Source organism: Paraoerskovia sediminicola, from assembly GCF_030296575.1.
In the GTDB taxonomy this organism is placed as follows: Bacteria; Actinomycetota; Actinomycetes; order Actinomycetales; family Cellulomonadaceae; genus Paraoerskovia; species Paraoerskovia sediminicola.
Genome location: NZ_AP027729.1, coordinates 1,586,891 through 1,607,104 on the forward strand (window position 1 = coordinate 1,586,891; position 20,214 = coordinate 1,607,104).

16 protein-coding genes and 2 pseudogenes are annotated in these 20,214 nt (G+C 73.4%); 11 read left to right on the forward strand and 7 right to left on the reverse strand.

The features are described 5' to 3' along the window. Positions 1-17 precede the first annotated feature (17 nt). From QUE47_RS07415 to QUE47_RS07425, 3 genes and pseudogenes are all read left to right on the forward strand, one after another. Positions 18-2,621, forward strand: a complete 2,604-nt coding sequence (locus tag QUE47_RS07415; protein ID WP_286219224.1) for an SbcC/MukB-like Walker B domain-containing protein — start codon at positions 18-20, stop codon at positions 2,619-2,621. A gap of 95 nt (positions 2,622-2,716) precedes the next feature. After that, positions 2,717-6,752, forward strand: a pseudogene (locus QUE47_RS07420) (Pls/PosA family non-ribosomal peptide synthetase). A gap of 129 nt (positions 6,753-6,881) precedes the next feature. Beyond that, positions 6,882-8,312, forward strand: a complete 1,431-nt coding sequence (locus QUE47_RS07425) for a M1 family metallopeptidase (RefSeq protein WP_286219225.1) — start codon at positions 6,882-6,884, stop codon at positions 8,310-8,312. Positions 8,313-8,401: 89 nt separating this feature from the next. On the opposite strand, the gene QUE47_RS07430 is transcribed toward QUE47_RS07425, so the two are convergent. From QUE47_RS07430 to QUE47_RS07440, 3 genes are all read right to left on the reverse strand, one after another. Beyond that, the gene (locus tag QUE47_RS07430; protein WP_286219226.1) at positions 8,402-9,061 is read right to left on the reverse strand and encodes an HNH endonuclease family protein; all 660 of its coding nucleotides are present in this window, start codon (positions 9,059-9,061) and stop codon (positions 8,402-8,404) included. A gap of 303 nt (positions 9,062-9,364) precedes the next feature. Continuing rightward, entirely contained in the window at positions 9,365-10,120 is a 756-nt protein-coding gene (locus QUE47_RS07435) for a uracil-DNA glycosylase (RefSeq protein ID WP_286219227.1), read from the reverse strand. A 25-nt stretch (positions 10,121-10,145) separates the two neighbouring features. Further along, on the reverse strand, positions 10,146-10,949 hold the full coding sequence (locus QUE47_RS07440; RefSeq protein WP_286219228.1) for an LLM class F420-dependent oxidoreductase: 804 nt from the start codon (positions 10,947-10,949) through the stop codon (positions 10,146-10,148). A 99-nt stretch (positions 10,950-11,048) separates the two neighbouring features. On the opposite strand from QUE47_RS07440, the gene QUE47_RS07445 reads away from it, so the two are divergent. From QUE47_RS07445 to QUE47_RS07455, 3 genes are all read left to right on the forward strand, one after another. Then, positions 11,049-11,258: a hypothetical protein gene (locus QUE47_RS07445; protein WP_286219229.1), complete on the forward strand. Its 210-nt coding sequence runs from the start codon at positions 11,049-11,051 to the stop codon at positions 11,256-11,258. Then, entirely contained in the window at positions 11,255-11,824 is a 570-nt protein-coding gene (locus QUE47_RS07450) for a DUF2993 domain-containing protein (RefSeq protein WP_286219230.1), read from the forward strand. Before QUE47_RS07445 ends, QUE47_RS07450 begins: the two co-directional genes overlap by 4 nt. A gap of 116 nt (positions 11,825-11,940) precedes the next feature. Further along, entirely contained in the window at positions 11,941-13,221 is a 1,281-nt protein-coding gene (locus tag QUE47_RS07455) for an FAD-binding protein (RefSeq protein WP_286219231.1), read from the forward strand. A gap of 44 nt (positions 13,222-13,265) precedes the next feature. Here the strand turns inward: QUE47_RS07455 and QUE47_RS07460 are convergent, their stop codons facing one another. From QUE47_RS07460 to QUE47_RS07475, 4 genes are all read right to left on the reverse strand, one after another. Continuing rightward, a complete protein-coding gene (locus tag QUE47_RS07460; RefSeq protein WP_286219232.1) occupies positions 13,266-13,901 on the reverse strand; it encodes an alpha/beta hydrolase in 636 nt (211 codons plus the stop codon). Then, on the reverse strand, positions 13,811-14,413 hold the full coding sequence (locus QUE47_RS07465; RefSeq protein WP_286219233.1) for a hypothetical protein: 603 nt from the start codon (positions 14,411-14,413) through the stop codon (positions 13,811-13,813). The genes QUE47_RS07460 and QUE47_RS07465 overlap by 91 nt, the downstream gene beginning before the upstream one ends. 100 nt (positions 14,414-14,513) lie before the next feature. After that, positions 14,514-14,837, reverse strand: coding sequence for a glucose-6-phosphate dehydrogenase (locus QUE47_RS07470; RefSeq protein WP_286219234.1), 324 nt, complete (start codon positions 14,835-14,837; stop codon positions 14,514-14,516). Then, positions 14,819-15,949, reverse strand: a complete 1,131-nt coding sequence (locus QUE47_RS07475) for a glucose-6-phosphate dehydrogenase (RefSeq protein WP_286219235.1) — start codon at positions 15,947-15,949, stop codon at positions 14,819-14,821. The genes QUE47_RS07470 and QUE47_RS07475 overlap by 19 nt, the downstream gene beginning before the upstream one ends. 188 nt (positions 15,950-16,137) lie before the next feature. Here QUE47_RS07475 and QUE47_RS07480 point away from each other — a divergent pair, with 188 nt between their 5' ends. From QUE47_RS07480 to QUE47_RS07495, 5 genes and pseudogenes are all read left to right on the forward strand, one after another. Beyond that, positions 16,138-17,598 carry a sodium-dependent transporter gene (locus tag QUE47_RS07480; RefSeq protein ID WP_350227700.1) on the forward strand — a complete coding sequence of 487 codons (1,461 nt, stop codon included), beginning with the start codon at positions 16,138-16,140 and terminating at the stop codon, positions 17,596-17,598. After that, a complete protein-coding gene (locus tag QUE47_RS16730; RefSeq protein WP_350227701.1) occupies positions 17,529-17,759 on the forward strand; it encodes a hypothetical protein in 231 nt (76 codons plus the stop codon). Before QUE47_RS07480 ends, QUE47_RS16730 begins: the two co-directional genes overlap by 70 nt. Next, positions 17,756-17,800: pseudogene (locus QUE47_RS07485) on the forward strand (hypothetical protein); the annotation flags it as partial. The gene QUE47_RS16730 and the pseudogene QUE47_RS07485, both read left to right, overlap by 4 nt. A gap of 361 nt (positions 17,801-18,161) precedes the next feature. After that, positions 18,162-19,097 carry an ABC transporter substrate-binding protein gene (locus QUE47_RS07490; protein ID WP_286219236.1) on the forward strand — a complete coding sequence of 312 codons (936 nt, stop codon included), beginning with the start codon at positions 18,162-18,164 and terminating at the stop codon, positions 19,095-19,097. A gap of 52 nt (positions 19,098-19,149) precedes the next feature. Further along, the gene (locus QUE47_RS07495) at positions 19,150-20,166 is read left to right on the forward strand and encodes an amino acid ABC transporter permease (protein ID WP_286219237.1); all 1,017 of its coding nucleotides are present in this window, start codon (positions 19,150-19,152) and stop codon (positions 20,164-20,166) included. The last annotated feature ends 48 nt before the right edge of the window (positions 20,167-20,214 follow it).

Genomic DNA, 20,214 nt, shown 5'->3' on the forward strand with positions numbered 1-20,214 from the left:
TGAGCCGTCAGCAGTTCGTGCAGACGGTCGTGCTACCCCAGGGCGAGTTCGCGAGCTTCCTCGGCGCGAAGCCCGAGGATCGTGGGGCGCTGCTGCAGAAAGTCTTCGGCACCCAGCACTTCGACGCCCTCGCGGAACGGTTGAAGGTGATGGCAGGCGAGTCACGCAGGTCGGTCGACGCGGCCGAGCAGCGTATCGGTACGGCGGTGGCCGCTTTCGCGGAGGCCGCGGCTCTCGACGAGCCGGCGCCCGACGCCGTCGAGACCACGCGGATCGACGACCGGTCCGGGGCAGCGCTCCTGGACCTGGTCGGGTCGCGCGTCGGCGACCTGCGCGAGCAGGCCTTCGTCCGATCGGTCGGTGAGTCCGACGCGCGGGTCGCCGCCGACGCGCGGCGCCGCGAGCTCGACGTGGCGCGCGCGACGAGCGATCTCCTGGCACGGCGCGAGAGCCTGCGGTCACGTCAGGCCGAGCTCACCGCCAGGACCGACGAGATGTCGCGCCGGCGCGATCGGCTCGAGGTGGCAGGTCGCGCCGCGCTCGTCATGTCCTCGCTGCAGGGCGCACGGGCGGCCGAGGCGGCGTTGGTCGAGGCGGTCGAGCAGCGCGACGTCGCACGGGCCGCTCTGCCGCCCGCGCTCGCCACGGGGTCCGTCGAGGACCTCGAGGCGCGCCTGTCCGCGATGTCCGACCTGCTGGCACGGATCGACGCCCTCCGCGAGACGGGCCGGTCGCTCCCGACATGGGAGGGCAAGCGCGTCGACGCGATGAAGGAGATCGCGCGCCTCGACGACGAGCTCCGCATCCTCGACGACACGCTCGACGGCACCCGCCCCGCGGAGCGCGCACAGCTGGTGGGAGCGCGCCAGGAGTTCGCTCTGGGTGCCGACGTGCTCGGCGACGCCCGCGCCCGGGCGGTCGGGGCCGCCGACGTGCTGGAGGCCGCGCGCGACGTCGTCCGGATCGACGACGAGCTCGCCGCCGCCCGGGCAGCGCTGGCGCTCGCCGCGGACTCCGCGCGCAGCGCGACGGCGGCGCTCACGTCGGCCCGGGAACGACGCATCACCGAGATGGCGGGCGAGCTCGCGACGAACCTCGCGCCCGGGGAACCCTGCGCGGTGTGCGGGTCGACCGAGCACCCGGCGCCCGCGATCCGTCCTGACGACCACGTGAGCGCCGACGACATCGAGGTGCTGGAGGCCGCCTACGCGGAGTGCGACCGACACCTCGTGGACGCCAGCAACCGCGTCGCCGTGCTGGAGGGCCGACGTGAGGACCGGGTCCGTGCGAGTGAGGGGACGGGGGTCGACGCCGCGCAGGCCGCCGACGCCGAGGCGCGGGCCGCCGTCGCCGCGACCGAGACAGCCGCCGCCCGGCGAGACGACGCCGACGCCCAGATCGAGCGGTTCGACGCGAAGACGGACGAGCTCCGTAGGACGCGTGACGGCCTCGGCCCGCAGAGGGCAGAGCTCGAGGGCGAGGCCCGGGCGCTGGCCGCCAGCATCGCCCAGGGGCGCGCGAGCCTCGACCGTGAGCTCGAGACCGCCCTGACCCTGCTGCCCGGGACCCCCGCCATCGAAGCGGCCAAGGACAGCGAGGCCGGGACGGACCTGGCGGCGGTGGTCGACCGCGAGATCGGGCGGGCGAAGTCCGCGGTGCGGGCGGTCCTCACGGGCGAGAACGAGGTCGGCGTCGCGCGGGCGACCGCTGCGAACCGGCACGACGAGCTGACCGACGGTCTCGCAGCCCAAGGGTTCGACGACGCCGCACAGGCCCTCGCAGGGGTGCTCGAGCCGGACGAGCGGGAGTCCGCTGCGGCCGCGCTGCGCGACCACGACGCCGACGTCCGCCTCGTCCGCGAAGCGCTGGGGTCGCCGGAGATCGCCGGCCTGGGCGACGCCGTCGAGGTCGACCTGGAGGCGGCCGTCGACGCGCTGGCGGCCGCGGTGGCCCGCCACGAGGAGGCCTTCGCTCAGCTCGAGCGTGTGCGCAGCACGGTCCAGAGGGCCGAGTCCGCGGCCGCGGCGCTCCGCTCCGCCGTCACCGCCACCGCGGCGGTGCGCAGCTCGGCGGCCCCGGTGCTGCGCATGGCCGAGATCGCCAACGGCGCCGGCGACAACGCGGACCGGATCACGCTCCAGACCTTCGTCCTCATGCGCCGGTTCGACGAGGTGGTGGCCGCCGCGAACCTCAGGCTCGACGAGATCTCCGGCGCACGGTACGAGCTCGCTCGGACGGACCGCGCCGAGGTGGCACGCCTGCGCAAGACGGGACTGTCGCTGACCGTCCGCGACCACGAGACGGGGGAGGAGCGCAGGCCCAGCACCCTCTCAGGGGGTGAGACGTTCTACGTGTCGCTCTGCCTGGCGCTCGGCATGGCCGACGTGGTCCAGGCCGAGGCCGGCGGGGTCGAGCTCCAGACGCTGTTCGTCGACGAAGGATTCGGGACGCTCGACCCCGAGACCCTCGAGTCGGTGCTGGGAGTCCTGGGCCGGCTGAGCAGCGGCGGGAGGGCGGTCGGCCTCGTGTCGCACGTGGAGACCCTCAAGCAAGCCGTCGCCGAGCGGGTGTCCGTCCGCAAGATCCGCGGCGAGGGCAGCACGCTCACCGTCGTGGCGTGAGCCTGACGTTCATCAGCAAGCCATGTGAGCGACCTACAATGCGCGCGATCGCGCTGGTCGTCCTGGACCACCGCGACCTCTAACGCTGGAGCGATGTGCCAGAGACCGATCCGCTGCTCGCCGGACGGCGCGCCCCGCAGCCGCGCACGCTGCTCGACGTCCTGCGCTCGACCGGACGATCGCACCCGGACGCGCTCGCTCTCGACGACGGTGAACGCTCGCTGACGTACGCCGAGCTCGCGACCGAGCTCGGCCGACGCGCCGGGGCGCTCGTCGACCAGGGTGTCGGCCCCGGCGACCGCGTCGGGGTCCGTGCGACGTCGGGCCGCGTCGATCTCTACCTGTCGATCCTGGCGGTCCTCACCGCGGGGGCGGCGTACGTCCCGGTCGACAAGGACGACCCGGACGAGCGCGCCGAGCTCGTCTTCACCGAGGCCCGCGTCCGGGCCGTGCTCGGCGACGACGGGCACCTCGCCGTCCGCCCGGACATCCCGGCCAACCCGCGCGCCGGGGAGCGGCCCACCCCGGACGACGACGCCTGGATCATCTTCACCTCCGGCTCCACGGGCACCCCGAAGGGCGTCGCGGTGACGCACCGCAACGCAGCGGCGTTCGTCGACGCCGAGGCCGAGCTCTTCCTGCAGGGCGAGCCGCTCGGCGAGAACGATCGTGTGCTCGCCGGCCTCTCCGTGGCGTTCGACGCGTCGTGCGAGGAGATGTGGCTCGCCTGGCGGTACGGCGGCTGCCTGGTCCCGGCGCCCCGATCCCTCGTGCGCACCGGCGCCGACCTGGGCCCCTGGATCGCCGAGCGCGGCATCACGGTGGTGTCGACCGTTCCGACGCTCGCAGGGCTGCTGCCGCCCGAGACGCTCGCGAGCGTCCGGCTGCTGATCTTCGGGGGTGAGGCGTGCCCTCCCGACCTCGCCGCGCGGCTCGCCGTGCCCGGGCGCGAGGTCTGGAACACGTACGGGCCGACGGAGGCGACGGTCGTCGCGTGCGCCGCCCGGCTCGGCGGCGAGGGGCCGGTCCGGATCGGCCTGCCGCTCCACGGCTGGGACCTGGCGGTGGTCGGTCCGGACGGCACGCAGGTCGAGCCCGGCGGGACGGGGGAGCTCATCATCGGCGGCGTCGGCCTCGCGCGATACCTGGACCCTGTCAAGGACGCCGAGAAGTACGCCCCGCACGAGGGGCTCGGCTGGGAACGTGCATACCGGTCGGGCGACCTCGTGGTGCGGGACCCGGAGGGTCTGCTCTTCGTCGGTCGCGCCGACGACCAGGTGAAGGTCGGCGGACGTCGCATCGAGCTCGGCGAGATCGACTCGGCGCTCCTCGACCTCGATGGGGTGGTCGCCGCCGCGGCCGCGGTGCGCCGCACCGAGTCCGGCGGCACGGTGCTCGTCGGGTACGTCGTCGTGCCCCCCGCCCCGGCGGACCCGCCCGCCCCGGCGGGACCCGCCGTCCCGGCGACCGGTCGCGCGACGTCGGACCCGTCCGCTGCGGACCCGGCCCCCGGCGCGCGCCTCGACGTCCGGAGCGCCACCAAGGCGCTGCGCCGCACCCTCCCGGCCGCGCTGGTCCCGTTGCTCGCCGTGGTCGACGAGATCCCGACCAAGACCTCGGGCAAGGTCGACCGGGACACCCTCCCGTGGCCGCTGCCCCCGGGGGCGCAGGCGACCGTGGAACCGACCGGCGACCCCGACGCCGCCCCGCTCACCGAGACGGAGACGTGGGTCGCGGGTGTCTGGGGTGCGGTGCTCGGGACCACGCCGACCTCGGCCGAGGACGACTTCTTCGACCTCGGGGGCGGCAGTCTCACCGCCGCGCAGGTCGTCTCCGCGCTGCGGGGCCGGCTCCCGTCGATCACGGTCGCCGACCTCTACGAGAACCCCTCAGTGGGCGACGTGGCGGGCTTCGTCGACCGTGCGGCCGCCCGCGCCGCGGCCGACGAGGGACCCGAGCGCCCGCAGACCCCCGCCCACGCCCCGGCGACGCCCGTGGGTCACGGGGCGCAGGCCGTCCAGCTCGCGGTGGTGCTCGCGCTGCGCACGCTCTCCGGGCTGCGGTGGCTCGTCTGGGTCGCGGCCATCAACAACGTCCTCGATGCGACGACGCCGCTCGCGTTCGTCCGGCCGGTGTCCTGGTGGTGGGTGCTCCTGGGCTGGTTCGTCCTCGTCAGCCCGGTGGGCAGGCTCCTCGTCTCCGCGCTCGGCGCGCGCCTGCTCCTGCGCGGGGTCTCCCCGGGGAGTACCCCCGAGGCGGCTCGGTCCACCTGCGCCTGTGGGCGGCAGAGGAGCTCGTCGGTGCGAGCGGCGGGCTGACCGTCGCGGGCGCGCCCCTCGTGGGCCTGTACGCGCGCCTGCTCGGCGCGAAGGTGGGACGGGGCGTCGACCTGCACGCGCTGCCGCCCGTGACCGGGATGCTCACGCTCGGCAAGGGTTGCTCGGTCGAGCCCGAGGTCGACCTGTCCGGTCACTGGCTCGACGGCGACACGCTGCACCTCGGGCGCATCAAGGTCGGGGCGGGTGCGACCGTCGGCGCGCGGTCCACGCTGCTCCCGGGGACCCGCATCGGCAAGGGCAGCGACGTCGAGGCGGGTTCGGCCGTCTCCGGGAAGGTGGGCGCGCACGAGTACTGGGGCGGCTCGCCGGCCGTGCGCATCCGCGCCGGCGTCAAGCACCCGTGGCCCGACGAGCGTCCCCCGGAGTCCCGCGCCTGGACCGCGGCCTACGGGGTGAGCGGCGTCGCGCTGAGCCTCCTCCCGGTCGTCGCGGTGGCCGCGGGGATCGCGGTCCTCCTCCTCGGCACGGGCTGGTTGGCGGAGGCGAGCGGCACGGTCGTCGTCAGCCTGGCCCCCGTCGCCGTGGACCTGCTGGTGTGGGTGCCGGTCGCGACGCTCGCCGCCCTGGCGACCTACGCGGCGCTGGTCGTGGCGGTCGTCCGCCTGCTCGCGCTCGGGCTGCGCGAGGGCTACCACCCTGCGCACAGCCGGCAGGGGTGGCAGGCCTGGGTGACGCAGCGCTTGATGGACTCGGCTCGCACGACCCTGTTCCCGATCTACTCGAGCGTGTTCACGAGCGCGTGGCTGCGGCTCCTCGGCGCGAAGGTCGGCCGGCACGTCGAGGCTTCCACGGTGCTGGGGATCCCGTCGATGATGGACGTCTCCCGGGGCGCGTTCCTCGCGGACGACACCATGGTCGCGCCTTACGCGCTCGGCGGCGGCTGGGTCCGGGTCGCCCGGGCACGGGTCGGCAAGCGCGCGTTCCTCGGCAACTCGGGCATCGCCGCCCCGGGTCGATCGGTCCCCAAGAACGGGCTCGTCGCCGTCCTATCGGCCGCGCCGTCCAAGGCGAAGGCGGGGTCATCGTGGCTCGGGAGCCCCCGACGCGCCTGCGCCGCGTCACGCAGTCGGAGGTCGACGACTCCCGCACGTACAGCCCGCCCCGCAGGATGCTGGTGGCGCGCGGCACCCTCGAGGTGCTGCGGCTGACCGCGCCGATCGTCACGGGATACGTCGCGGTGGGGGTGCTCGTCGCGCTGCAGCAGCTCGTCGAGGAGTCCTGGTGGGCCGCCGCGCTCCTCTCGGGCGTCGTGATGCTGGCCGCCGGTGTGGTCGCCGCCCTGCTGACGTCCGCGGTCAAGTGGTTGCTCGTCGGTCGCATCGAGGCGGGCGACCATCCGCTGTGGAGCTCGTTCGTGTGGCGCAACGAGCTCCAGGACACGTTCGTCGAGATGGTCGCCGCTCCCTGGTTCGCGGAGCAGGCCTACGGGACGCCGCTCCTCTCGGCCTGGTTGCGGACGCTGGGCGCGAAGGTCGGCCGCGGCGTGTGGTGCGAGACGTACTGGCTCCCCGAGGCGGACCTGGTCACGGTGGCGGACGGCGCCTCCGTCGGCCGCGGGTGCGTCGTCCAGACCCACCTGTTCCACGACCGGGTGATGAGCCTCGACACCGTCGAGATCGGTGCGGGCGCCTCGATGGGGCCGCACGGCGTCGTCCTGCCGGCGGCCCGGCTGGAGCCCGGGTCCCGGGTCGGTCCGGCGTCGCTCGTCATGCGCGGCGAGGTCGTCCCGGCCGGGACGACGTGGCGGGGCAACCCCATCAGCCCGTGGGACGAGACGGTCGCCCGCAGGTAGGCGAGCCTCTCGCCCAGGGGGTCGGACGACGTCCGGCGCCCTGGGTGGACGACGTCGCTCGAGGAGCGGCGGGAGACGCAGACCGGTAGGACCGCCCGAGCGGCGGCGACAGACAGTCCGTCGCGTACGATGCGGCGAACCCGATCCAGGAGGACTCACCATCGTGGCCATCCGCCGGAACGCGAGCGACGGCCCGCTCGACGCCTACGTCCCCCAGCGGGGCTCCACCGACTACCGGGTCGACCACTACGGTCTCGACCTGCGCTACCGCGTGCGGTCCAACCGGATCCACGGCGAGGCGACCCTCGACGTCGTCCTGCTCGCCGAGGTCGACTCGATCGAGCTCGACCTCGTGCACCTGCGCGCGACGAAGGTCCACGTCGGCGGCACGCGGGTCAACTACCGGAACGTCGGGCGCAAGCTCAAGGTCCTGCTCGGCCAGTGGTACGACGAAGGCACCGAGCTGCAGGTCGTCGTCGACTACGAGGGCACCCCAAGCCCGCGCAGGGCCCGTGCGGCGACGTCGGCTGGGAGGAGCTCACGGACGGTGCGCTCGTCGCCGCCCAGCCCGACGGCGCCCCGACCTGGTTCCCGTGCAACGACCACCCGTCGCTCAAGGCGACCTACGAGATCGCGGTGACGACCGAGGCCCCGTACACGGTCGTCGCGAACGGCCCGCTCGTGGAGGTGACGCGCAAGGCCTCGACGCGCACCTGGCGGTTCGCCCGGACCGAGCCGATGTGCACGTACCTCGCGACCGTCAACGTCGGCATGTACGACCAGCTCGAGCTCGTCGGCGGGCGCGTGCGGCAGACGGCGTGGGTCGCCAGCGCGCAGCACGCGAACGCCCGCCACGACCTGTCGCGTCACGTCGACACGCTGGCGCTGTACGAGCGGCAGTTCGGCCCGTACCCGTTCGCGAACTACCGGCTCGTGGTCACCGAGGACGAGCTCGAGATCCCGCTCGAGTCGCACGGCCTGTCGATCTTCGGGCGCAACCACCTCGACGGAGAGGGGTCGTGGGACCGGCTGATCGCGCACGAGCTCGCGCACCAGTGGTTCGGCAACAGCGTCTCGGTGGCGGCGTGGCAGCACATCTGGCTCAACGAGGGTTTCGCCTGCTACGCGGAGTGGCTGTGGTCCGAGGAGTCGGGCGGGCCGTCGGCCGACCGCTGCGCCCGCGAGCACCACGCGCGCCTCGCCGGCCTGGAGCAGGACTTCTCGATCGCCGACCCGGGCCCGGACCTCATGTTCGACGACCGCCTCTACAAGCGGGGCGCCCTCACGCTGCACGCGCTGCGGCTCACGGTCGGCGACGACCTCTTCTTCGAGATCCTGCGGACCTGGACCGCCGAGCATCGGCACGGCAACGTCGTGACCGCCGACTTCCGCGAGCTGGTGTCCCGTGCGTGCACCGGTGGCCTCGCGGGCGTCGGCGCCCCAGAGGGCGTGACGGCGCAGGCCGCCGACGGGCTGCTGGACGCGTGGCTGCTCGACGAGGCGCTGCCCGAGCTCCCGGCGAAGCCCTCGGTCCTGCGCAGGGTGCTCGGCCGCGGCTGACCCGCAGAATCGTCGCTCGACGGGGCTCACCCGCGGATCCGTCGTTCGGCGGACTCGCCCTCGGTCCCGGCGCTCGGTGCCGGCGCGGCTCACCCACGGACCCGGCAGCGGGCGAGCTCGGCCTCGAGCGTCGCGCGCTCGTCGGCGGTGGTCGTGAGCCGGTAGGCGGCCTTGACCCGGACCTGGCGCAGCGCGTAGACGCACCGGAACCCGCGGTTCGGCGGGAGCCAGGCGGCTGCGGCGTCGGCGCCCTTCTCCTGGTTGAGGGGGCCGTCGACGGCGATCAGGTTCGCCGGGTCGTTGGCGAACCGGCGGCGCTGCTCGTCGCTCCAGAGAGCGGCGCCGGAGGCCCACGCGTCGCCGAGCGCGACGACGTGGTCGATCTGCACCGCAGCGCTGCCCGGTCCGCGCTCGAACCGGATCGTCGCGCCGCCGTACGGGTCAAGCAGGACGCCGGCCAGCACGACGCACCCCGGCGGCTCGGCCGCCCCGGTGGCGTCGAGGACCACGTCGGTGAGGTCGCGAGCCAGGACGTCGTTGCGGGTGTCGCAGCCGTTGGCGTCCACGTCGTCCCAGGCGGGCCCGAACCGGTCCCGGTCGTACGGCGGCACGGGCGTCGAGCTCTCGGCGGCTCGGACCTCGAGCGAGCCCAGCTCCGCCGTGGCGGTCGCGTGCATCTGCGCGGTCACCGAGTAGACCGGCCCGCCCGCCACGGTGCACCGCGTCGCGATCGTGTGCGCCAGCAGCACGAGGGCGCCGACCAGCAGGAGCGCGACAGGGCGCGGCCGGGTCCGTTCGGGTCTGCGGGCGCGCCGGGCGAGAGCTCGGCCGCGGCGGGCACGCCGTCGCAGGAGCCTGCGGCGACGCGCCTCGTCGGGCGAGGGTCTGCGACTACGTCGACGTCTGCGGCGCACCGGCCCAGCCTCCGCGTGGCGGGCGGGTCCCGGACGGCGTCGCGGGCGACCGGTGGACACCCGTCGGTCGGGGCGTGGCGTGGACGAGCAGACCTCGACGAGCGCTGAGTCCCGCGGTCGGAGGCGAGGCCCTGCGCGCTACGGGGCGGCGAGCTCCCTCGCCCGGACGAGGACGTCGTCCAGCATCTCCGGCGTCAGGCGGCCGGTGAACGTGTTCTGCTGCGAGACGTGGAAGCACCCGAGGAGGGTGATCGTGCGCGGCTCGGCGTCGTCCACGCGTCGGAGCACCACCTCCGCACCGTGCCCGAACACCGGCCGGGGCCGGGGTACCTGCCACCCGCGCTCGGCGAGCGTCGCGAGCGTCGCCTGCCACCCGAACCCGCCGAGGATGACCACCACCGCGGGGTCGACGAGGTCGAGCTCCCGAGCGAGGAACGGCCCGCAGGCGTGCCGCTCGGCCGGGGTGGGGCGGTTCGCGGGCGGGGCGCAGCGCACCGGGGCCGTGAGCCGGACGCCCGTGAGGACCATGCCGTCGTCCGACGTCGTGGACCCGGGCTGGGACGCGAAACCCGTCCGGTGGAGCGCCGCGAAGAGGAAGTCGCCGGACCGGTCCCCGGTGAACATGCGGCCCGTGCGGTTGGCCCCGTGCGCCGCGGGCGCCAGACCGACGACCAGGACGCCCGCCCCGGGGTCCCCGAACCCCGGGACTGGCCTGCCCCAGTAGGTCTCGTCCCGGAACGCCGCCCGCTTCTCGGCAGCGACCTGCTCCCGCCACGCGACCAGCCGGGGGCACGCGCGGCAGGTGGTGACGAGGGCGTCGAGCGCGTCGACCGTGGGCGACGCGGTCGCGCGCTCGGGGGCGCCCTCGGGCCGCCCTGGCCCTACTCGACCCATCAGCCCCACCGGGCCTGTCGGCCGATCAGCCCTGCGCGTCACGCCAGGCGACCCAGTCCTTCACCAGCGACAGGTCGTAGTCGGGCCCGCCCGTGCTGACCGTCAGCAGCGTCGCCCCGGCGGCCACGATCTCGTCGGCGACCTCGGACGGCGGGGCGCCCACGCCGACGGATCGCTCCACGAGCGCCCCGGTGTCGCGACCCACGGCGGCCCCGTGCTCGTCGAGGATCCCGCTCTTGCGGCGCAGCGTCTCGGCGTCGCCGAACGAGTGCCAGACGTCGGCGTGCTCGGCCACGATGCGCAGGGTCTTCTTCTCCCCGCCGCCACCGATCATGATCGGGATCTCGCGCGTCGGGCGCGGGTTGCCGACGGCGAGGCGCTCGCGGATGCGCGGCATGTCCTGGGCCAGCTTCGCGATCCGGGAGCCCGCGGTCCCGAACTCGTACCCGAACTGGTCGTAGTCCTTCTCGAACCACCCGGCACCGATCCCCAGGATCAGGCGCCCGCCCGACATGTGGTCGACGGTGCGCGCCATGTCGGCCAGCAGGTCGGGGTTCCTGTAGCTGTTGCAGCTCACCAGGGCGCCGATCTCGACGCGCTCGGTCTGCTCCGCCCACGCGCCGAGCATGGTCCAGCACTCGAAGTGCTTGCCGGCCGGGTCGCCGGAGAGCGGGTAGAAGTGGTCCCAGTTGAAGATCACGTCGACGCCCGCGTCCTCCGACCGCAGGACGGCGTCCCGGATCTGGGAGTAGTCGGCGTGCTGCGGCTGGATCTGGACGCCGATGCGGATCGGTCGGTCGGGGGTGTTCGCGGGGTTCGTGGGGCTCATCCGTGCAGCCTAGGCACGACTGCACGCTCGTCGCCCGCCCTCTGCCGGACCAGGGGCCCGGAGCAGCGCGCCCGGTCTCGTGCCGCCTACGCTGACCCCATGAAGCGGGCAGCCTGGTGGGTCGTGGGTGTCGTCGTCGTGCTCGGCCTCCTCGTGGGCGCCGACCGTGTCGCGGACGCCGTCGTCGAGGACCGGATCGCCGCCGACCTCGAGGCGAACGGGGCGTCGTCGGCCACCGTCGAGATCGGCGGCTTCCTTTCCTCACGCAGCTCGTCGGCGGCGAGCTCGACGAGCTCTCCGGGTCGGTGAGCAGCATCGACCTGGCGCTCGCCTCCGGCAGCGGGTCGGGAACGGGCTCCGACGAGGGGTCGGACGACGGCGCGTCGGGTGCCGACGCATCGGACACCGTCACCATCGAGGACGTGACGTTCGAGGCGAACAGCGTCGCGACCTCGGCCCCCTATCTCACCCAGGACGGCACGGCCTCGGGGCTGCTCCCCACGGCGACCCTCACGACGCTGGTCGGCCGCGCCGCCGACATGGACCTGACGATCGCACCCGAGGGCGACACCCTGGTGCTGGGCGGCGCCGGCAGCGGCGTCCTGTCCGAGCTGGGGATCGTGGTCGCTCCCGGTGTCGACGACGGGACGCTCGTCGTCGACGTGACCGAGCTGCGGCTCGGCGGTCTGTCGATCACGCCCGACGATCTGCCCGGGTTCCTCGCCGACGCCGTCACCGAGCAGGTCGACGGCCTCGAGGTGCCGCTCGACCTGCCCGAGGGGATCGAGCTCTCCGGCGTCGAGGTCGTCGACGAGGGCGTCCGGGTCGACCTGACCGGGACCGACGTCCCGATCGGCGCCCTCGCGGGCTCGTGACGGCCGCCCGGCACCTGGCACCCGGCGCCGCCGGCAGCCCAGGTCGAGGCGGCGGTGACGCTCCGGGTGACGTACCGAGCGAAGCACCGTGGCCTCCCGGGTGGCAGGCTCGTCCCATGACGACGACGTACAACTGGTCCCGCAACCTCGCCTACGGATCCTCGGCGGTGCTGCGGCCGCGCTCGACGGACGAGCTCGCCGAGATCATCACCTCGAACCCGCGCGTCCGCGCGCTCGGCAGCAAGCACTCGTTCAACCGGGTCGCGGACACGGACGGCGTGCACGTCCAGGTCGACGCGATCGACAGCACCGTCGAGGTGGACACCGCGGCGATGACGGCGAGCGTCAACGGCGGGCTGCGCTACGGCGAGGTCTCCCAGGCGTTGCAGGCCTCCGGGGTCGCGCTCGGAGCGATGGCCTCCCTGCCGCACATCTCGGTGGCCGGCGCCGTGGCCACCGCCACCCACGGCTCGGGCGACGCGACCCGGAACCTCGCGGCCGCCGTCCGAGGCCTGGAGATCGTCACGGGGGACGGGACCGTCAGGACCCTGACGCGCGGCGACGCCGACTTCGCCGGCGCCGTCGTGGGCCTGGGTGCGCTGGGGGTCGTCACGCGCGTGGTGCTGGACGTCGTCCCGACCTACGACGTCCGCCAGGACGTCTACCTGGGGCTGGGCTGGGACACGGTCCGCGAGCGCTTCGACGAGATCACGTCGAGCGCGACCTCCGTCAGCCTGTTCACGTCGTGGGGGCCGGACGGCGTGGACCAGGTCTGGCGCAAGACCGCGGTGCCCGCGGGGAGCGCGGCGACCGAGTTCCCGCGCTCCTACCTCGACGCCCCCGCCGCGACCGAGGCGATGCACCCGCTGCCGGGCGTCGACGCGACGGCGTGCACGGGCCAGCTCGGCGTCCCCGGCCCGTGGAACGAGCGGCTGCCGCACTTCCGGCTCGACTTCACGCCGTCGAACGGCGAGGAGCTGCAGACCGAGTACCTCGTGCCGCGGCGGCACGCCGTCGCGGCGATCGACGCGGTCCGGGCGCTCGCGCCCCAGGTGCAGCCGCTGCTCCAGATCACCGAGATCCGCACCATCGCGGCCGACGACCTGTGGATGAGCTCGACCTCGGGGGAGGATGGGCACGAGGGGTTCATCGGGATCCACTTCACGTGGAAGAAGCTCCAGCCGGAGGTCGAGGCGCTGCTGCCCACGATCGAGGCCGCGCTCGCTCCCTGCGGTGCGCGGCCGCACTGGGGCAAGCTCTTCGACGACAGCCCGTCGGCCCTGGGACGCGTCGCCGCGGCCTACCCGCGCTTCGGGGACTTCGCGGCGCTCGCGGAGAGGTACGACCCCGAGCAGCGGTTCCGGGGCGGGTTCGTCGCCGATCTGCTGGGCGGCTGACCGGGAGCCCGGCGCTCGCCCCTGCGCCCCTGCGCCTCAGCGCCTCAGCCCGACGCCTCGGTCTCGCCGTCGGTCTCGCTGCCCGAGCCTGCCTCGTCGTCCGAACCCCTGGCGTCGGCTGCACCCTCGAGCTCCGCCGCAGCGGCGACCCGCTCCATGAACGTGAGGCTCGCCGCGACGATCGCCTCCTGGAGGTCCTCGTGGTCCTCGGGGGTCTCGCCGTCCCCCGGGTGGTCCCCGTAGTCGGCGAACGACGAGTGGACGGCGTCGCTGACGCGGACGAAGTCGGTGTCGGTGGGCAGGTTGGTCCGGGAGGCGGCGATGTCGGCCGGGCCGACGACCCCGTCGAGGTCGCCCCACACGCTCGCCGCGAGCACCGCGGCGTCGCTCGCGTCCGCGGTGGGTGCGCTCGCGTGCAGGAGCAGGCCGACCACGGGGTGGTCCGGGCCCGAGTGCGTCGCCGCGACCTGCGCGGCAGCGTCGCCGCCGGCGCCGTGCCCGGCGACGACCCAGCGCGTGACGTCCGGGTAGGTCGCGAAGGCCTCGAGGGCGAGGTCCGGGTCGGCGGACGCCAGCCCCAGCGGCTCGTTCAGCACGACGACGACGTACCCGGCCTCGGCGAGCGGCCGGAAGGTCCGCGCGTACGCACGGGAGTCGATCTGGTCGTTGGGGTAGACCACGAGACCGGTCGTCGCGACCTGCTCGCCGGACGGCGCGCCGTCCCCCGAGCGGTCCGCGACGGACAGGGGTTCTCACCGGGCCCGCGGGGCACGAGCGAGAACCACGCCTCGTCGTCCTGGAGCCGGATCACCGCGCTCGTCCCGTACGCCTCGAGCCCGTCCCGCGTGGCGACGTGAGGCTCGAAGCGGATGATCGCCGCGGTCAGCCCGACCGAGACCACCGCGACGATCGTCCACACGGTGCCGAGCCCGAGGCTGGGGAGGATCCGCCGGCGACGCGGCGGCGCCGGGCGCGCGAGCGGGTCGCCGCCGCCACCGTCCCGGTACAGCAGGACCACGAGGTAGCCGAGCAGGACGAGACCGAGCGTGAAGCCGGCAGCGAGCAGCACGGCGTACAGCCAGTGGTTGCCGACAACGGCCTCCCCGGACCACAGGCCCACCCAGACCGAGGTCGCGAGCAGCGCGCCGCCGAGCACGAAGAGACCGAAGCGCAGGAGGCCTCGTGTCTTCACGGGTTCGACGGTAGGTCGGGCGCCGGGTCGGCGCGCGCCGAGACGGTCAGCGAGCGATCACGAAGCCGTCACGATCCTGCCGGGTCACGGTCAAGTCGGATCAGCTGACCCACCAGCCCCGGTCCCCGACGAGGCGGTCGGCCCCCGCAGGACCCCAGGAGCCCGGGGCGTACGGCTCGGGCGCAGGGCGCGCGTGCCCGAGCAGGGGAGCGAACGCCCGCCACGCCTCGCGCAGCGCGTCCGGGGTCGTGAACGCCCGGTGGTCGCCGCGGAGCACGTCGTGCAACGCCGACGCGTACGGGGGCATCGGGTCGCCGTCGGGCACGTCGTCGAGCGAGAGCCGCGCGGTCCCCTGGGACAGGGTCAGGTCGGGCCCGGGCGTCTTGATCGTCGCGGACACGTCGATCAGCCCGTCGCCGTGCACGGAGACGCTGATGGCGTCGGTCTCGGAGCCCGCGACGGGTCCCTCGGGGAGCGGAGCAGCAGCGTCACGCGCTGCGCGGACCCGGCGAGCCGCTTGCCCGAGCGCAGGACGAACGGCACGCCGCGCCAGCGCTCGGTGTCGATCCACAGCCGCGCCGCCACGTACGTGTCCGTGGTGGAGTCGTCGTCCACCCCGTCGATGTCCGTGTACCCCTCGAACTGGCCGAGCACGACGTCCTCGGCAGGGTCGAGCTCGCGGAAGTGCCGGAACACCTCCTCGCGCGCCTCCCGGACCGCGTCCGCGGCGAGCGTGGCGGGCGTCTCGAGGGCGACCTCCGCGGCCGTCTGGAACAGGTGGGTGACGAGCATGTCGAGCGCGGCGCCGGTCGCGTCGTAGAACTCGGCGCGGTTGGCGACGTCGAGCGTCTCCGGGACGTCGACCTGGACCTGCAGCACGTGCTCGCGGTTCCAGACCGCGGCGAACATCTCGTTCGCGAACCGCAGGACGTGCAGGTTCTGCGTGCCCTCCTTCGCCAAGAAATGGTCGATCCGGTACACCTGCTCCTCGGCCAGGTGGCGGTGGACGACGGTGTCCAGCGCCTCGAACGAGTCCGGGTCGGTCCCGTAGGGCTTCTCGTAGACCACGCGCGCGCCCTCGAGCAGCCCCTGCTTCGCGAGCGCCTCGGTGATCGGCTCGAACGCGGTGGGCGGGACGGCCAGGTAGTGGACCACCAGCCGGTCGGGGGCGGCGAGCTCGCCCAGGCGGTGCGTGAGCTCGCCCGGCTCGTCGTCGGAGACCTCGGTGGCGTACTCGAGGCGGTCCGCGAACGCGTCCCACGAGGACCCGGTCGGCGCGTCGCCGAACTCCTGGACGGCGTCCTTCACGAGGGCCACGAACTCGGCGTCCTCGATGTCCTTGCGTCCCGTCCCGATCACCCGCCAGTCGTCGGGCAGGAGCCCGCGCGACTCCAGCAGGTGGATCGCCGGGAGCACCATGCGCGCGGCGAGGTCGCCGCGGGCGCCGTGGAGCACGAGCACCAGGGATTCCGGGAGCGTGGGGTCCTGGTCCTGGTCCTGCTCTCGGTCCTGGTCGGGCGTGGGGGCGTGCGGCATGCGGTCCTCCGGCGGGGTGTGGTCGGACGGCGCGGCCTCGCGCCAGGTTCTCGGGTGCGGCCTGCGAGCCGCGGTCCTGGTCGACGCTACGGCCGCCGGCCCGCACTTGCAGGTGCTGACGGGCCCTCGCGGCGCTACTGTGCCCGAAGTTCCCCTGATCCTGAGAGCTATGCCCCCGGAGGTCACAGATGGCACGCGACGACGCCGCGGCAGCGGCCGCCGGAGGCACCGGCAAGCGCACGGGCACGAGATCGGGCGGGCGCGAGCAGTGGTCCGGCCAGACGGCGTTCATCCTCGCCGCGGTGGGCTCGGCCGTGGGCCTCGGCAACATCTGGCGGTTCCCCGGCGAGGCGTACACGCACGGCGGCGGGGCGTTCATGATCCCGTACCTCGTCGCGCTGCTGAGCGCGGGGATCCCGATCCTGTTCCTCGACTACGCGCTGGGCCACCGGTTCCGTGGCGGTGCCCCGCTCGCGTTCCGTCGGGTGCGCCGGTGGGCGGAGGGCCTCGGCTGGTTCCAGGTCGGCCTCTGCTTCCTCATCGCGCTCTACTACACGGCCGTCATCGCGTGGGCGGTCAGCTACTTCATCTTCTCGTTCGACCTGCGCTGGGGCGACGACCCGACAGGATTCTTCACCGGCGAGTACCTGAACCTCGGCGACCCGGGCTTCAGCCTCACGTTCGTCCCGTCCGTCCTGATCCCGCTCGTGGCCGTCTGGGTCGTGACGATCCTCATCCTCATGGCCGGCGTCGCCAAGGGCGTCGAGCGCGCAAATTTCGTCTTCATGCCGCTGCTCGTCGTGGCGTTCTCGATCCTCGTCGTCCGCGCGCTGTTCCTCGACGGTGCGACGGACGGGCTGAACGCCCTGTTCACCCCGGACTTCTCGGCGTTGGCCGACCCGGGCGTGTGGATCGCGGCCTACGGGCAGATCTTCTTCTCGCTGTCGATCGCCTTCGGCATCATGATCACGTACTCCTCGTTCCGTCAGCGCCGGTCCAACATGACCGGGCCGGGCCTCGTCGTGGCGTTCGCGAACTCGTCGTTCGAGATCTTCGCCGGCATCGGCGTCTTCGCGACCCTCGGCTTCCTGGCCGTGAAGGAGGGCGTCGGGATCGGCGACCTCGAGGGCATCACCGGCGTGGGCCTGTCGTTCATGACGTTCCCCGCGATCATCTCCGAGATGCCGGGCGGTCAGCTCTTCGGCGCCCTGTTCTTCGGATCGCTCGTGTTCGCCGGTCTCACGTCGCTGCTGTCGATCCTCCAGGTCGTCTCGTCCGCGTTCCAGGACAAGTTCGGCCTCACCCCTCGTCAGGGCGCGCTGCGGATCGGCCTGGTCGCCGCCGTGCTGTCGGTCCTGGGCTTCTCGACGACGACGGGCCTGATCGCCCTCGACACCGTCGACAAGTTCACGAACAACATCGGCATCGTGGTCTCCGCGGTGGCGATGACCGTGATCGTCGTCTGGGTCGCCCGGCTCGGCCCCGAGCTGCGCTACCACCTCAACGCCGTCTCGACCTTCCAGCTGCGCGGCTGGTGGACGGTCTGCATCGGCCTGCTCGCCCCCTGGTCCTCGGCTACATGCTCGTCACCGAGGTCGCCACGATCATCCAGGAGGGATACGGCGGCTACCCGACCTGGTACGTCGTGACCGTCGGCTGGGGCGCGCTCGCGGTCGCCGTCCTCGGGGCCGTGATCTTCTCGTCCCTGCGCTGGCGTCGTGACCCCGACGTGTTCGAGGTCTGGCCCCCGTACCAGCCCGAGAGGGCGGGCACCGCGTCCGCCACGACCGGAGAGAGAGGCCGTCGATGACACCGATCGCCGTCACGTTCCTGATCATCACCGCGCTCGTCGTCTGGGGCGGCCTGGTCGCGAGCATCCTCTACCTGAGGGCGCGCCCCGAGTCGGACGACGTCCCGACCGGCGGAGAGGGGGAGGCCGGCCCCCAGGAGGGGGTCAGGCACCCCTCACGCACGACGCGTGAGCCGTGTCGTGAGCCGGGCGGCGGGCCGAACCGCGAGTCCGTCGGGGGCGTCGTGACCCCGGCTTCGACCGGAGACCCGACCCTGCGTGTTCCCCGAGCACTGACCCGCGTGACGACCCTGGCGGGACATCTCGGGAAACATGCCGGTGCTACCGTGCCCCCGCGCCTGGTCGACCCCATCCGTGGTCGGCGGGCGACCGTACCGAGGAACACCCCTGACTGGAGATCCCATGCGCAAGCTCCCCGCCCTCGTCGCCCTGGCCGCTGCGACGACCCTCGCCCTGACGGCGTGCACCGACGCGTCGCAGACGTCCGGCGACGACGCGGACTCGGGGTCGTCGACCTCGGAGTCGACCGACGAGACCGCGACCTTCGACCTCTCGAGCATCGAGAAGGACGACGACGTCGCGGCCATGGTGCCCGCCGACATCGCCGACGCGGGCACGCTGACCGCGGGCGTCGACACGACGTACGCGCCCGCGGAGTTCATCGACACCGACGGGTCGACACCGGTCGGGTACGACATCGACGTCCTCACCGCGATCGCCGCGGTCATGGGTCTCGAGGCCGAGCCGCAGACCGCCGAGTTCCCGGCGATCATCCCCGCGCTGGGCTCGAAGTACGACGTCGGGATCTCGTCGTTCACCATCACCGCCGAGCGCCTCGAGAGCGCCAACATGGTCAGCTACTTCTCCGCCGGTGAGGCCTTCGCCGTCCCGGCCGGGAACCCCGAGGGCCTGTCCTCCGACGACATCTGCGGCACCACCGTCACCGTGCAGAACGGCACGATCCAGAACGACGAGATCGACGTGATCTCGCAGGAGTGCGAGACGGACGGCAAGGAGCCGATCGAGGTGCTGCGCTACGACAGCCAGGCCGACGCGACCACGAACGTCGTGGGCGGCAAGGCCGACGTCATGTACGCGGACTCGCCGATCGTCCAGTACGCCGTGACGCAGACCGACGGCGGCATCGAGCAGCTCGGCGAGACCTTCGCCTCCGCTCCCCAGGGTGTCGTCGTCGCGAAGGACGACACCGAGCTCGCGGACGCGGTCCAGGCCGCGCTCCAGGTGCTCATGGACGACGGTGACCTCGAGGCGATCCTGGACGTCTGGGGCGCCGGCGACGGAGCGCTGTCGACGTCCGAGGTGAACCCCGCCTCCTGACCCGACCGAGGTCTGCCACGGCTCGACGCACGTCACGACGGACGGGACCACGATGAACGACCACCACAGCAGCCCGGCGCACGTCGGCACCGGCACGGACCCCGTGCCGAACCGGATCCACGCGCGCCCGGTCCCGCGGCCCGGCCGTCTGGTCTCCGCCGTCCTCGTGCTCGTCCTCGCCGCGATGGCGCTCAACGGGCTGGTGACGAACGAGAACTTCCGGTGGGACGTCGTCTGGCTCTACCTGCGCGACGTGACGGTCGTGCGCGGCGTGGGTTGGACGCTCGTGCTGACGGCCAGCTCGATGGTCCTCGCGATCCTGCTGGCCGTCACGCTCGCGATCATGCGGCGCTCCGGCAACCCGGTGATGCGGTGGACGAGCTGGTTCTACATCTGGTTCTTCCGCGGCACCCCGGTGTACACGCAGCTCGTGTTCTGGGGCCTGCTGGCCGTCCTGTACCCGCGGCTGAGCATCGGCATCCCGTTCGGGCCGGAGTTCTTCGTCTTCGACACCGACGACTACATCACCGCGTTCTGGGCGGCCATGCTGGGCCTCGCGCTCAACGAGGCGGCCTATCTCGCGGAGATCGTGCGGGCCGGCCTGTCGTCGGTCGACCCGGGGCAGGCCGAGGCCGCGAAGGCGCTCGGCATGAAGGACTCGAAGATCCTGCGCCGCGTCGTGCTCCCGCAGGCGATGCGCGTCATCGTCCCGCCCACGGGCAACGAGACGATCTCCATGCTGAAGACGACCTCGCTCGTCCTCGCCGTGCCGTTCACGCTCGAGCTCACGTTCGTGACGAACGCGATCGGCAACCGGATCTTCCAGCCGATCCCGCTGCTCATGGTCGCGGCGCTCTGGTACCTGCTGATCACGAGCATCCTCATGGTCGGTCAGCACTACATCGAGCAGTACTACGGTCGCGGCTTCGGCACCGACCGTCCCGCCGGCACAGGCGGCGGCAACGGTGGCGGGCGCCGCCGCCGGGCGAAGAACGGTGGTGGTCGCCAGGCGGCGATCGCCGCGTCGGGCACCACCAAGGAGGAACCGTTCATGGACGTGACCCCGTGAGCGCCCCGACCGACCCGGGGATCCCGGACGCGCAGAAGAGCGGCTCGG